This window comes from Granulicella sibirica, assembly GCF_004115155.1.
GTDB classification, from domain to species: domain Bacteria; phylum Acidobacteriota; class Terriglobia; order Terriglobales; family Acidobacteriaceae; genus Edaphobacter; species Edaphobacter sibiricus.
The window spans coordinates 161523-176251 of record NZ_RDSM01000003.1 but is presented as its reverse complement, the minus strand read 5'-3'; the positions used below and the strand labels follow the sequence as shown (position 1 = coordinate 176251).

10 protein-coding genes are annotated in these 14729 nt (G+C 59.3%); 7 read left to right on the top strand and 3 right to left on the bottom strand.

The annotated features are described in order from the left end of the window. The first annotated feature begins 154 nt into the window (after window positions 1-154). The 4 genes from GRAN_RS17605 (at window position 155) to GRAN_RS17590 (ending at window position 8220) form a co-directional block, all read left to right on the top strand. A complete protein-coding gene (locus GRAN_RS17605; RefSeq protein WP_128914367.1) occupies window positions 155-2299 on the top strand; it encodes a beta-N-acetylhexosaminidase in 2145 nt (714 codons plus the stop codon). Between the two features lie 45 nt (window positions 2300-2344). Continuing rightward, the gene (locus GRAN_RS17600) at window positions 2345-3541 is read left to right on the top strand and encodes a diphosphate--fructose-6-phosphate 1-phosphotransferase (protein ID WP_128914366.1); all 1197 of its coding nucleotides are present in this window, start codon (window positions 2345-2347) and stop codon (window positions 3539-3541) included. Window positions 3542-4124: 583 nt separating this feature from the next. Beyond that, entirely contained in the window at window positions 4125-7496 is a 3372-nt protein-coding gene (locus GRAN_RS17595) for a TonB-dependent receptor (RefSeq protein ID WP_128914365.1), read from the top strand. 94 nt (window positions 7497-7590) lie between these two features. After that, window positions 7591-8220: a carboxymuconolactone decarboxylase family protein gene (locus GRAN_RS17590; protein WP_128914364.1), complete on the top strand. Its 630-nt coding sequence runs from the start codon at window positions 7591-7593 to the stop codon at window positions 8218-8220. Window positions 8221-8227: 7 nt separating this feature from the next. Here GRAN_RS17590 and GRAN_RS25925 read toward each other — a convergent pair whose 3' ends face one another. After that, window positions 8228-9028, bottom strand: a complete 801-nt coding sequence (locus tag GRAN_RS25925) for a hypothetical protein (RefSeq protein ID WP_206662800.1) — start codon at window positions 9026-9028, stop codon at window positions 8228-8230. Window positions 9029-9031: 3 nt separating this feature from the next. Next, window positions 9032-9538, bottom strand: a complete 507-nt coding sequence (locus GRAN_RS17580; protein ID WP_161571024.1) for an RNA polymerase sigma factor — start codon at window positions 9536-9538, stop codon at window positions 9032-9034. A gap of 448 nt (window positions 9539-9986) precedes the next feature. Between GRAN_RS17580 and GRAN_RS17575 the strand changes: the two genes are divergently transcribed. From GRAN_RS17575 to GRAN_RS17565, 3 genes are all read left to right on the top strand, one after another. Next, the gene (locus GRAN_RS17575; RefSeq protein ID WP_128914362.1) at window positions 9987-11084 is read left to right on the top strand and encodes a GNAT family N-acetyltransferase; all 1098 of its coding nucleotides are present in this window, start codon (window positions 9987-9989) and stop codon (window positions 11082-11084) included. A gap of 1 nt (window position 11085) precedes the next feature. Next, complete coding sequence (locus GRAN_RS17570) at window positions 11086-12129, top strand: glycosyltransferase family 2 protein (protein WP_128914361.1); 1044 nt, start codon at window positions 11086-11088, stop codon at window positions 12127-12129. Window positions 12130-12256: 127 nt separating this feature from the next. Then, complete coding sequence (locus GRAN_RS17565) at window positions 12257-13258, top strand: polysaccharide deacetylase family protein (RefSeq protein WP_128914360.1); 1002 nt, start codon at window positions 12257-12259, stop codon at window positions 13256-13258. A gap of 81 nt (window positions 13259-13339) precedes the next feature. On the opposite strand, the gene GRAN_RS17560 is transcribed toward GRAN_RS17565, so the two are convergent. Continuing rightward, entirely contained in the window at window positions 13340-14716 is a 1377-nt protein-coding gene (locus tag GRAN_RS17560; RefSeq protein ID WP_128914359.1) for a DUF1501 domain-containing protein, read from the bottom strand. Window positions 14717-14729 lie beyond the last annotated feature (13 nt).

The window sequence follows — 14729 nt, the reverse complement described above, 5'->3', positions numbered from 1 at the left end:
CGTTATGAGAAGGGTGACGCTAGTATGCATTACGTTTTGCATCCTAGCAAGCGCAAAGAAATGTTTTTTATAATCGTTTTCTCATGTTTACTGGAAACGAAAGCGCACAGATGAGGTCGCGGTGTGCGCAAGAGCCCGCAGGAGGACCCTCGAAATGAAACGCAATCTCACGAATGGCACCGGCCTCTCGAATCTCGCCGCATACTGCACGAACCCCAGCGTCAAAACACTTGTCAAGCGCCTGCTCCCGCTTCTCGCCACCGTGTCGCTCTTCGGAGCCATTCACTCCAGGGGCCAGCGGGCGCCTTTCGAGAACGATCTGATGCCGCTCCCGTCAACGCTGAACGTCTCCGGCGACCCTGTCGCGATCACTTCTGCGTTCGCCCTGTCCTTCAAAGGAGCAACGAACCCTCTTCTTATCGCCAGCGCGAGACAACTGCTGGACCGCCTCGAAGCACAGACGCTCGTGCAACTGGATAAGAATCCACGCTCCTCGGCGGAAGCCATCCTGAGCATCGAAGTCGACGACACGTCAATGACTCGGCCGACCCTGGGCGTCGACGAAAGCTACTCCCTCGACGTCAACGGAGCGCAGGGCAAAGTGCTTCTGCGCGCGAAGACCATCTTCGGAGCGATGCATGGCTTCGAGACGTTCCTTCAGCTTGTCCAGCCGAGCCCCAACGGCTTCGTTATCCCACCCGTCCACATCGTTGATAGCCCCCGCTTCCCGTGGAGAGGCCTCATGCTCGACGCCGGACGCCGCTATATGCCGGTCGAGCAGGTGCTGAGAACCCTCGACGGCATGGCCGCCGTAAAGCTGAACGTCCTCCACTGGCACCTGACCGAAGACTTCGGCTTCCGGATCGAGAGCAAAAAGTTCCCGCAGCTCCACGAACTTGGCTCGGAGGGGCAGTACTACACGCAGGAAGAGGCTCGCAACATCGTTCAGTACGCGTCGGCGCGAGGAATCCGCGTGGTTCCAGAATTTGACATCCCCGGCCACTCCACCGCTTGGTTCGTGGGCTACCCGGAACTCGCAGCGGCGCCCGGCCCCTACCACGTCGAGCACGAGAACAAGATCTTCAACGCGGTCATGGACCCCACGCGCGACTCGACCTACAAGTTCCTCGATGTCTTACTTGGTGAAATGGCCGGTCTCTTCCCCGATGAGTACATGCATATCGGTGGAGACGAGGCGAAGACCGTCGATTGGATGGCGAACCCGGCCATCGTCATCTTCATGCAGAAGCATTCCCTCAAAGACGGCAAAGCCCTGCAGGCATACTTCAATCTCCGCGTGCAGGCTATCCTCAAAAAACATGGCAAGCAGATGGTCGGCTGGGACGAGATCCTTGAACCGGAGCTCTCATCCGACGTCATCATCCAAAGCTGGCGCGGAACGGAGTTTCTTGGCAACGGAGCCCGTCAAGGCCACCGCGGCTTTCTCTCTCAGCCCTGGTATCTCGATCACATGTACTCAGCCGCGCAGATGTACGCGGCTGATCCTCTGCCCGAAGGCAACACGTTGTCGCCAGCCCAGGCGAAATTGGTACTCGGGGGAGAAGCCTGCATGTGGAGCAATCATCTCTCCTGGATCAACGAAGAGTCACGCATCTGGCCACGCTCCGCTGTTGTGGCCGAACGTCTCTGGTCTCCCGCCACCGCACGCGATACGGTGGACATGTATCGCCGCCTGGATGCCACCTCCCTCCGTCTTGACGCAATTGGCGTCAATCATCTCGTAGAGCCACAGCGTGCCTTCAGACAAATGGCAGGCAGTGAAGAAGGAGCCCGGAAGCTTGCGTTATTCACCTCTATCCTGCAGCCTGTCGATTACCGTGAGCGCTCTAAAGAGCAGCACCCTTCGACCGTGACGCCCGTTGGCCACCTGGCCGACTTCACCGCGCCCGATCCCTCCCCGCGCCGCACTCTTCCCATCTTGGTCGATGCCTACCTGCACGATCGCAATCCCGAGAAGCATGAAGCATACCGGACTCAGTTGCACGGCATCTTCATGTCGTGGCTCGCAAGCTCCTCAGCGGTGAACGCACTCGCAGCAACCCGCCCGCTCATTGCCGAAGTGAGCCAGCGTCGAGGAGAACTGCCGCAACTGGCCTTCCTGGGTCTTGAGGCTATGGCGTACATTGAATCTCGGAATGCCCCAACGTCCGATTGGCTTACCACGCAGAAGGAGGTCCTCAGCAGGGCAAGTTTGCACAAGGAACTGCTGGACTTCGTAATCCTCGACCCCCTCAACGACCTCCTCAAGGCCTCTGAACAGAGTCAGAAAAGTCAATAAGCAAGTCGTGACGAACACCCGGTAGCCTACCCAGAGGAACACCGCATGCCCGAAGAGAATCTGTTGATTGTGCAGGGAGGCGGCCCAACGGCCGTCTTCAATGCCAGTCTCGCCAGCATCATTCAGGAGGCCATGTCACAGCCTCGTATCAGCCAGATCTTCGGCGCACGCTCCGGGATGAAAGGTTTATCGACAGGCGACCTCATCGAACTGACCAACCTGACGCCGGCTCATCTTGTCGCACTTCGAAACAGCCCCGGCGCGTCCCTCAGTTCCTCACGCTTCAAGCCAACCGAGGAAGACCTGGAGCACTGCGTCGAGCATCTGCGACAAAGAAAGGTCCGGCACCTTATCTTCATGGGCGGCAACGGAACCATGCGAGGTGCGCAACTCTTTCGCGAGTTCTGCAATAAGCTGAACTTCGAAATCCAGATTATCGGTGTCCCAAAGACGATCGACAATGACATCGCCGCAACCGACCGCTGCCCAGGATTTGCAAGCGCCGCGCGCTTCGTGGCTCAGTCAACCCTCGACCTCGCGATGGATATCCGTTCGCTCCCGCAGCCCGTGTCGATCTTCGAGACCCTTGGGCGCGACGTTGGCTGGCTCGCCGCAGCATCGACGTTGGCCAAGCAAGATGCCGGCGACGCGCCCCACCTTGTCTATCTGCCTGAGGTACCCTTCGTCCGTGACACCTTCCTCTCAAACCTCGATAACACCGTTCGCAGAATCGGCTGGGCAGTCGTCATCGTCTCCGAGGGAACGAGCTACGCCGATGGGACGCCCGTCTTCGAGCAGAAAATAGCCTCTCACGGTGCCACACACAATCGTCCGCTGATCGGCGGAGTAGCCCAGTATCTTTCGGGAGTGGTCTCTGAAAGCCTCGGCATACGATGCCGCAGTGAGAAGCCCGGTCTCATTGGGCGATCCTGTGCAAGCCAAGTGTCTCCGCAGGACCTGGAAGATGCGGAACTCGTTGGCCGCGAGGGCGTCCGCGCTTTATTGGCAGGAAAGACGGATCAGATGCTCGCTCTTCTTCCAATTCCAATTGATAATCTGCACCACCAGAAATTCGAACTCGTACCGCTCACCAAGGCGGCCGGCCATAGCCGAACAATTCCGCCTGAATGGATTGAAGAGGATCAGACACTTGCCGTTACGGATTCCTTCCATAGCTATCTGCGCCCCCTCGTCGGCGATCTGAGGTATTACCCACCCCCGCTGAGCGCTTGGACGCAATAATCTCCTGGACGACACCCTTGACGAAACGGCACACTCGCTGCGTGATACAGACTTCCGGTAAGCACTTGTACCGGAATCGGAGGTGTGGGGGATTGTGTTCTCCCTAACCGCTTCCCCAACACCCCACCCAATCTTCAGCAGCTTCGCCGGCTTAGCGAGTTTTCCTTGCTTTAAAGCATCTTGATCCAGTCAGCAAGGGAATGCCACCTGACCGGCAGGACGGACTCGAGGAACTTCAGTTAGTGACCCCAGGTAAAGTCTCCCTCACCCTTGACGTGCGGATGCCATGCTCTCCGGAACTGGTCCCACCACCGACGGCCCGGCATTGCGTAAAGGTTTTCCGAAGGCTACACCCCTGACCCGGAACGTCTAGGGAAATATCGAAATTCCCACATATTTTCCCGATAGCAGCTTGACAGTCCTCTTCCTAAACCTTCTTAATGATCCCGTCACGAAAAGGCACTTCTTGGAATGGGTCAGACCGCTTTACACGGGTGCCCAATATTGGAAGACCCCTGATCGCGGCGAGAGGTCGCGCGCTGGAGTCGCGACGCCTTTGTACGAGCTTGCTTTGGAGGCAGTAATGTTACGAAAATCGCTATTCCGCTGGGGTATTTGCCTGCTAGCGCTCGCAGTTGCTATTACGAGCGCAACCGTTCACGCGCAGAGCAGCTTCGGCCAGATATCCGGCGTCATCACCGACCCTACCGGCGCGGCTATCCCCAATGCCAGCGTCGTCATCACCTCGGCAAATACCCAGGCCAAGCGCAACATCGTCTCCGACGATAGCGGCAACTTCATCGCCACCAATCTCCCCATCGGCACCTACTCCATCGCCGTCACCGTCACTGGCTTCCGCACCGCCCAACAGGCCGATGTCACCATCACGGCCGACGCCAAGATCACGTCGAACTTCACCTTGCAGCTCGGCCAGACCTCCGAAATAGTGCAAGTCCAGGCCGGTGCCATCGAGTCCCTCAACACCACCTCCGGCGAACTCGCCCGTGTCATCGATTCCAAGCAGGTTGACAACCTCGCCCTCAACGGACGCAACTACACCCAGCTCCTCACCCTCGTCCCCGGTGCCGTCGTCACCAACCCTGACATCTTCTCCGTCACCACTTCCCTCGCCTCCACCAACCAGACGATCAATGGCAACCGTGGCGACACCGGCAACCTCACCGTCGACGGGGCATACAATCAGGTCGCCGGCTCCAACGGCTCCCTCATGAACAACGTCGGCCCCGACTTCATTAGCGAGGTCAAGATCGACACCTCGAACGCCTCCGCCGAGTTCGGCCGCACCTCCGGCCCGTCCTTCAATATCGTCACAAAAAGCGGCACAAACTCCTTCCACGGCGGCGCCTTCGAGTTCCTCCGCAACAACGACCTCGACGCCACCAACTACATCGCCCGCAAGAAGACCCAGCTCATCTACAACGACTTCGGCTTCTTCGTCGGCGGCCCCATCATCAAGGACAAACTCTTCTTCTTCGTCGGCGAAGAGTGGAAACGCCTCCGCCAGCAGGCTATCGCCTCGCAGTTCACCGTACCCACCACCGCCATGCTCAACGGCGACTTCTCCGCTCTCCTCAGCGCCGCGACCCCCACCCAGCTCTACTATCCGGGAACCTCCACCCCTATTCCGAACAACAACATCTCGTCCCTCATCACACCGGACGGCAAAGCCATAGCCAACATCTACAAGACGATCTCCGCGGCAGGCCTCAGCTTCCGCGATGGCGGCGTCCCAAGCAACAACCTCACCCTGGCACCGTCCAACCCGCTCAACTTCCACCAGGATCTCTTCCGCTTCGACTACGTTGTCAGCCAGAAGCACACCATCTACGGACGCTGGATCCACGATCAGAACTCCCTCATCGATCCCTACGGAACCTTCGCCAACAGCGGCATCCTCAACACCACACCCACGCAGCGCAACCGCCCAGGACAGAGCTATCTCCTCTCCGAGACGTGGGCGATCCGTCCCAACCTCATCAACCAGGCCTCAGTCAACACGAGCTGGGCAGCCCAGCGTATCCCGCCCTACGGCAACAACTGGAAGCGTGAGACCTACGGCTTTCAGTACACCAAGCTGTACCCCAGCGCCGGCACCTACCCCAACGGCATCCCCCAGCTAAGCATCACCAACTACGCGCCTGTCCAGGGCCCCAACTTCGCCCTCATATCCCCATCCACCGACATCCAGATGGCGGATAACATAAACTGGATCAAGGGAGATCACAACTTCAAGTTCGGCGCAGCCTACATCCGCGATCGCGTGGACCAGAATGGGCGCTCCAACTACACCGGCACCGCGACCTTCAACTCCAGCCCCACCACAAGCAACTGCAAGGCCGCCAGCGGAAACACCACATGCTATGCCCTCGCCGATGCCTTCCTCGGCAACTTCCAGTCCTACTCCGAGGCCAGTGCTGACCCCATCGGGCACTTCCGCTTCAACCAGGTCGAGTGGTTCGCGCAGGATAGCTGGCGCGCCACTCGCAAGCTCTCGCTCGAGTACGGCGTCCGCTGGCAGTTGATCTCGCCCTTCTACACCCAGGGCAACAACCTCTCGAACTTCAATGAGTCCGTTTACAACCCCGCCTCTGCCGTCACCGTTCTACCCACCGGCAAGATCGTCCCCACCTCCGGCAACCCCTACAACGGCCTCGTTCGCGCCGGTGACGGCGTTCCCGCAGACCAGCTCAAGCGCGTCCCGAACATCAACACCGCGATCTTCCCCCTCATCCCCGTCGGGGCTCCACGCGGCTTCTACAACATGAACGGAGCCTTCGGCCCTCGCTTCGGCTTCGCGTATGCCGCCGACGACAAGACGTCCGTCCGCGGCGGTGTCGGTCTCTTCTACTACCGCCCTCAGGGCAACCTGATTTTCTCGCAGCTCAACCTTCCACCGTTCCTCCAGAACACCCAGTTCGACACCGGCAACTTCGCGACCATCGCTACCGCCTCTGCCAATAACACCGGCCTTCAGGCAGGCATCAACGAGATCGACCCACGCAACAAGAATCCCTACACATGGCAGTACAGCCTCGGCGTCCAGCGTCAGCTTCCCAAGTCGGTCCTGTTCGAGATGAACTACGTCGGCAATGTTGCTCACCACCAGCTCCGCACCCCGAACATCAACTTCCCCTCGCTCGCGCCCGTCGTCGCCAACGCCACCGGAGCCAACACCATCTCCTCGACGAACTACTTCAACCCTTACCAGGGCTTCACCTCCATCGGCTCCAACCGCTTCGATTCGAACTACAACTACAACTCGCTCCAGATGTTCGCCTCCAAGCGCAAGGGGATTGTCACCTTCACCCTCGCCTATACCTTCTCCAAGGCACTCGGCGATTCCATGGGCAATAACACCACGCTCGAGAACTGGAGCAGCCTCCAGTACAACTACGGCAACCTCTCCAACGATCGCCGCCATGCCTTCGTCTCCAGCTTCGTCATCCAGGCGCCGGAGCTTCGGGGACACAACTTCGCAATCCGCGAAGTAGCCGGCGGATGGCAGATCAGCGGTGTAGCCCGCCTCCAAAGCGGCGCCTACTTCCAGGTGCAGTCAACCTCGCTCCTCGGCCTCGGCACCGTCCGTCCCGACCGCGTCTCGGGCGTGCCCGTCTACATTAACAGCCACGCAGGCCTCAACGGCTATGTCACCAAGGGCTCCTTCGTCCCCGCTCCCAAGACTGCGGCCCGCTTCGGCAACTCGGGCACGGCACCGGTCATTGGCCCGGGCCTCGCCCAGACCGACGCTACCCTATCGAAGTTCTTCCCGGTCACCGAACGCGTCCGCGTGAAGTTCCAGGCCGACTTCTTCAACGTCCTCAACCGAACCAACTTCTCGGGCATTAACCTGAACGCAAGCAACACCAACTTCGGCACCATCTCCGGTGCCTACCCGCCCCGTCAGATGCAACTCGGCCTCAAAGCCCTGTTCTAAGCAAGAGCTTTGCCTATCCAACAGAGGAGAAGCCGAAAGGCCTCTCCTCTGTTCTCGTTTGATCGATAAACTTCTACCCTGGATTGCCACTCCCATGACCACGCCGGAATATGAACTCCTCAACCAGCAAGCACACACCCCACGCATCCACGCGGCCAACCTCCCCATCGTGCGCGAAGACTCCGCGCCACCCGAGGTCGCGCCCCTGTACGCTCGCTTCCGATCCCACTTCAATCGGCCCACCGTTCCGGGTATTCTGCAATGCTTCGCCACGCACCCACCCTTGCTCGAACACATGATGGGCCTGGCTGAAGCGATGCTCTTCTCCGACGGTGCTCTTGGCCGTCAACAGAAGGAGCTAATCGCCACCTTCATCTCGTCGATCAACGAATGCGCCTACTGCGCAGACAGCCACGGATTCTTCTTGCGAACCCACGGAGCTTCGGACGAGTTACTCCGCGCCGCCCTGACCTGTGACCACCAGTCCTCATCTCTAAGTCCTCGGCAGCAGGCTCTATTGACCTTCGCGAAGAAGGTCAATGATAACTCCGCCGCTCTCGTACCCACCGACATTGAGGATTTGCGCGGCCAGTGTTACAGCGACCTTCAGATCGCCGAAGTCATCCACCTCACCGCTCTTTTCGCAACCTTCAACCGCGTCGTGAACGCGTTCGGCCTATCGTCGCAAGATCTACTGCTGCCGAAAAGCCCTGAGGAGGCGTGAGAAGGGGTCACGCAGGTGTCTGGTGCAGATACTTCTTGTAAGCCGCAATCCAGTCCGTCGCGATCTCATGTTGCGCTACTGTCAAATCGACCGTGCGGTTACAAACCATCTCGTGCAGATGCTTCTCCAACTCATCTTTGGCATGGGCATTCCAAACACCCTCGTGATACGGCTGCGGCCACAGGTTCTTGATATCGTTCGTCCCGCCCAATTGCGGATTTACCAGGTAGTCGATCTGATAACTTCCCTGCGAACTCGCACCAGCAATCCCATACTCCCGAAGAACCGCACTCTGGAGCGCAGGCGCAACTGAAGGATCCAGGTCATCATCCACCGTCTTACATATATCCCAAAGAGTCACAGGACGAATCGCCCCCGGAGTCAACATCCGGTTCGGGACAGGGCCATCCTTGGCATACGGCAAACTGGCAGGCTCGATCAGCGCGGTACGTCTCCAACCATAGACAGCAACGCCAACCGCGACAAGCACCACCGCGGCGATCGCCGCAATTTGCACAAGGACACCCGGAGCGGCCCAGCGCACTCTTTCAGGAGATGCTCCCGCCGCGCGTAGCCGCCCCTGGAGGCGCAAACGCGAAGCCATTGCAGAAGGAAGCGCCCCGGGCGATTGCGACGCAAACATATCATCAAGCTCGCCCAGCGCCTTCTGAATCCTCTCCAGCCGGGCAATACACTCCACGCAGGCCAGCAGATGTTCGCGCGCCCCATCCGCCTGCACCCACGGATCCTCGCGGTCAATCAACCCCAGGATATCTGCGTCAGAGAGATGGTTCCCGCGATCGAGCATCGCCTATCTCCTGTCTGCCTGTTCCAGCCGCGCAAGCGAACGAACCAGCGATGCGGACACCGAACCCAACGAGATGCCAAGTATCTTCGAGATCTCGCGATAGCGCAAACCCTCCGCTCGCAGCCGTAGACACGATTGATCCACCTGTGGCAATGCCTTCAAAGCAGAGCCAAGCCGCGTATGCCTCTCCTGAAACAGCAGCAGTTCTTCAGGACTCGGATTAAGCGCGCCACTCTCCGGTGCGTCAGGAACAAACCTCTTCACCTCGGCAACGATCTTCAACCGCCGTTTCAACGCCAGATGATGCGTCACCCGGAATAGCCACCCATGCAGATTTTCTCGCGGCCGCTCCATCTGCAGATGCCGGAACAAGGCAAAAAATGTCTCCTGAACGACGTCCTCGCCATCCTCCAACGGAATGCCAAAGCTGAGCGCGTAATACAGAAGCCGCGTACGCATCAAGTCGAAGAGGTCAAGCACCTCCCGTTCGATCCGCGTACTTCGAGTCATCCTCTCTCGTGCGAACGAGTCGAGGAGGAAGTTAGTTGCAGTACCGGTCGGAAAGGAAGACATTAGCCCATCCAGTATGCAATAGGTCCCGCCTCAGGCATCGGCCTCCGGCAGAAAACAGTGACCAATTGACGCGCGACATATATCCCCAATGCCTTTGGACGGACCACCTCGAAGCCTTCCGACGACAGCGGCAACTTCATCACGTGTCTTCTCGGCTCCGGCCAGCTCGCCGGGCACCATCATCTACCCGATTCGGAACTTAGCCTTTGTCTCGCCCGGAACTCTCATTACCGTCCTCGTCGGCCTCAAAGTCTCCTCCGGCAGGAAACAGCAAGGGTCAAAAGAGGAAAGCGGCTCTGCGACTAACCCTAACGTTGTACCTCGATGCACCACCAGTCGTAACCACAAACAGTTTTGAAATGAGACACTTGGTCGTAGGCCCCCTATGACCGAGCACACACGGAAAATGACGAGCGACCAGAGCGCGTGGCACCGGATCGAGAACGCTCTCCTGGACTGCGGTTTCCAGATGCCTCTCTTTCATCGCCTTGCATGGGCGACGCAAAATCCGCATCGCAGGTACAAACATGTCGCGATCACCAGTGCGGACGGTACACCTCTCGCGCAGGTAGCTGTCCAATCGGACCCTAGCCGCGTGCTTCCCGGCCATGCCTTCCTACGCGTCGTGCGCTTCGGCGAGAACTTGCCTGAATCAGTGGTCGAGCCCATGGTCGTCGCACTCAAGCACTTCGCCAACAAAGACAGGCGCGCACTCCGGCTCAGCATCGGCGTCTTCGCTCGGCGGCACCGCCCCCGGATCGCCGAGCTCCTTGAGCGCAACGGTTTCCAAAAGTCCTCCGAACCTCAGTCCTACCGGCACACTCTCACCATCGACCTTCAACCGACCGAAGCCGATCTCCTAAGCGGACTGCATAAGACAGCACGCCGGAAGCTTCGCGATGTCGAAAAGGCAGCCCTGCACGTCGCAACTCTCACTGATCCTGTCTATGCCGAACGCATCGGAATCCTCCAGGGCGAGACACTCACTCATTCAGGAGGTGTGACAGAAAGGCCCGACTGGCGTTCTATCCTCGAACTCTCCCAACAGAATCCCGAACTTTCCCGCATCGTCGGCCTCTTCTCCTCGGCTGACGATCTCGCCTCGGGAGGCCTCCTCGGATTCGCGTGGGGCGCGAGGCACGGAGATCACGTCGAGTATCGGGCGGCCGGCATGACGCGCGTCGAGGGCAGGAACATTTCGGTCGGTTATCCCCTCATGTGGGCCCTCATCCTCTGGGCTAAGCAGGAAGGCGCAGCCTGGTTCGACATGGGTGGAGTCACCCTCCCGGAGACTCCAAATGATCCACTCGCCGGCATCTCGGACTTCAAGCGCATGTTTAGTCAGGTGACTGAAGAGGTCGGAGAAGAGTGGTATCTGGAACCGCATCCGGCGAAGACTCGACTCGCCAGTCTTCTCGGTAAAGGTGGGCGGCAGGCTGCCAGCCTCCTCGGCAAGATACAAAGCCGAAAGGGAGCCGCCTGAGATGGCGAATGACCTCGTCAGCATCGTTGTCCCCACATACAATCGGGCCTACTGCATCAGGAAGACCTTAGATAGCGTCGTCGCCCAGACCCACACCAACTGGGAGGTCCTGCTCGTCGACGACGGCTCAACCGACAACACTTGCGCGCTGATCGCCGAAGCCTACGGAGCCGAGCCGCGCATCCGCTACATCCATCAGGCAAACGCCGGGGTCTCCCATGCGCGCAACACCGGCATCCGAGCCGCGCAGGGAGATTGCATTGCCTTCCTTGATTCGGACGACGTCTGGAAGCCCTGGAAACTCAAGGCTCAAATAGCCTGCCTGGAGCGCTTCCCCGAGATCGGCATGGTCTGGACCAACATGGAGGCGGTCGACCCCGAAGGCCATCTCTTCGATCCACGCCACCTCGCAGCTATGTACAGTGCGTATAGCTTCTTCGAAATGGACACGCTCTTCGAAAAATCCATGCCCGTCGGGGAAGTCACACAGGGAGTTCCCGATCCCACCGCGAGGCTCTATCGAGGCGACATCTATACCTCGATGATCATGGGCAACCTCGTCCACACCTCGACCGTGCTCCTGCGTCGGGAACGCATGGAAAAGGTAAAGACCTTCGACGAAACCCTCAAACTCTCGGGCGAAGACTACGATTTCCACCTGCGCACCTGCAAGTGGGGGCCCGTCGCCCTGATGGACATCTCCTCGATCGAGTACCAGAAAGGCCGCGCCGATCACCTTTCCAATCATTCGGGAGCTATCGCTACGAACTTCCTCATCACGATCGAGCGCGCGATCGAAGACGATACCAAGGCAAGGCGCTTCCCGCCAGCCAGAGTGAAGCAGGTTCTCGCAGAGGCTCATGGATGGGTCGCGGAAGAGCGCTTCAAGGTGCAGGATCGGCCTGCCGTTCGAAGCCACGCAATACAAAGCCTGCGCCGCCGACCGAAGCAGCCGCGCCTCATGATCCTCTTGCTTTCAACGCTCATCCCGGCTCTCGCCATGAACACCATTTTGAGGGGCTACCACAAGGCAAAAACGGTCTGAGCTCTGGCAAAAGATAGATCATCACGGGCACACAGGCTGGCCCCGGGATGCCAGACGTGGATTGACTCTGCTATCGTGTGTCATTCCCATCCATTAAGAGACTGTATTCAAAGGAGTTGGGCAAAGAATGTCGAAGCGGCAGCTACTCGCGGACGTGTTGAGTAAAGCCGGGCTGCTCCGGGCTCTCGAATTCGCTCCCAGCCGCCCCGGTATCCTCATCTTCAATCACCATCGCATCGGGAATCCAGCCCGGAGCTCGTTTGATCGAGCAGTGTTCAGCAGTACGGCGGACCAGCTGGACGCGCAGGTCCGTTATCTCAAGAACCGCATGCCGATCGTCTCCGGCAATGAGCTCGAGGCTCTCGTCTCAGGCAGGACCAAGTTGCGCCGCATGCATGCCGCCATCACCTTCGACGATGGCTACCTTGATAACTATACAAAAGCGTTTCCCGTACTGAAGAGCCACAACGCCACCGGAATATTTTTTCTCATCACATCCTACGTCGGCACGCCGACCGTGCCATGGTGGGACGAGATCGCCTGCCTCATCCGGTCCACCTCCGCACCCTCCCTCAAGCTGACCTTCCCGTTTCCGGAAACCATCCAGCTTGGTGAGGATCGGGAGACGTCCATCAGGACTGTCCTCCGCCGTTTCAAGCTCCCCGAGAACCATGACTATGACGGATTCCTGTCAGAACTGCGCGAGCAAACCCAGGCAAGCGTGCCCCACCCGCCTAGGCGCTTCCTAAGCTGGGATGAGGCGCGCGAGATGAAGGCCGCAGGCATGGAGATCGGCTCCCACACCCGCTCCCACCGCCTCCTGAGCCAGCTCACCCCGCAAGAACAATTCCAGGAGCTATCGGAATCAAAGGTCGAGATGGAACGTGAGCTCGGGGGTAGGGTTGGCTCCTTTGCCTATCCAGTCGGCACACGCGACGCCTTCACGCCAGTCACCGAAGAGCTGGCCCGTTCCGCCGGCTACTCCATGTGCTTTGCCTTCCACGGAGGGATCAATCGCCCGGGCCATCTCCGGGCCATGCACCTGAACCGCACTACCCCTGGAAAAAATGCAACCGCCTTCCGCGCACAAACCATCCTCGTATCGGCCTTCACCCGTGCAAACGCCTGATCGCCGTCTCCGCCCACAAGTGAATTGAGCCCGCCGCGAGCGGTTCCCAACAGGTTTACCTATCAATCGTTCTTCGACGTTCTATCCCATAAAGCTGAGAGTAGGCGACGCGAAGTTCGCCACGTTCGGAAAGATCGTGGGCAGACTCGCCGCGCTCACACCAAACCACTCCGCCAGCGTAGCGCCATACTGCGCGATCGCAGTCGTCGGAATTAGTGTGCCTCGCGTATTGGCGTCGTTATCGCTGCCCGGCACAAGCGAAGGAAACGTCCCGAAGAACTTGCCACCCTGCACGCCACTCCCAAGGATGAAGTGATGGCTTCCCCACGCGTGATCCGAGCCGTCTGTCCCGCTCGGCGTCAACGTCCGCCCAAACTCCGAGGCCGTAAACGTCGTAACATTTTGGTCGATTGCAAGCTCCTGCGTCGCCGTGTAAAACGCCGACACAGCCTGGCTGAGCTGCTGTAGGAGCGCAACCTGCGTCTCGAGCTGCCCGCTGTGCGTATCGAAGCTGCCAAGCTGGCAGAAGAAAATCTGCCGCGTCAACCCAAGCTGGTTGCGAACCGACATCACCTGCGCTACCGTCTGCAACTGCGCCGCCAGAGGATTCCCCGCGGGAAACGCCGTCTGCAGCTTCACGTTCGCCAGCAGCCCCGTCATCGTGTTTGCGTACGTGTTCGCCCGCGTCACAATCGAGTTCCCTGCCTGCACAAGCTGCAAACCATTATCGAAGGTAAGAAGCTGCTGCATCCCAGCCGCGGCCGCCGGTGAGTTCTGCACAACGTTGATCGTCGCCATACCGGTGCCGGACGTTGTCCCAACTGGCGGCGGAGGCACCGTCGCCGGAAACGTCTGCGCTCCCGTGCAGAAGAGCCCGCAGCTCGAAGTCGTAGTAATCGGCGGAAACTGTGCCCCCGCGTTTTGGCTCTGCATCATGTCCGTAATACGACCGCCCCAGCCTGTGGTGGCGATTCCATTCGGAATCGCGCTTTGCCACTGGCTGCTCTGGTCCGAGTGCGAGAACAGCGCCGAAGGCACCAGCGCGCTATTGTTGCTCGCGAATCCCGCCCGTGTCACCGGCGCCACCAGGTTGCCGACGTTTGCCAGCACAGCCGCTTTGCCCGACGTATACAGCTTCTGGATCTCCACAAGGCTCGGATGCAGCCCGTACACATCGTTCCCGTTCGCGATGGGCAGAAGCGAAGCCTGAGCCAGCGCCAACCCCTGCCGCCCTTGTTGATACAGGCTATAGTTCTGCTGCGCCGTGCTGATTGGAATCACGGTATTATGCCCATCGTTCCCACCCGCGAGAAAAATGCACACCAGCGCCTGGTAACCCGTTCCCGTGCTGGCAAGCGCGCTCATCTCGCCGAACTTCGCCATCGCTCCCGCCGTTCCCAGCGCCACAACCGACTTCAGCGAGCTCTGCAAAAATTCACGCCTGGTACGAACAGCCATTGGAAAATCCTCC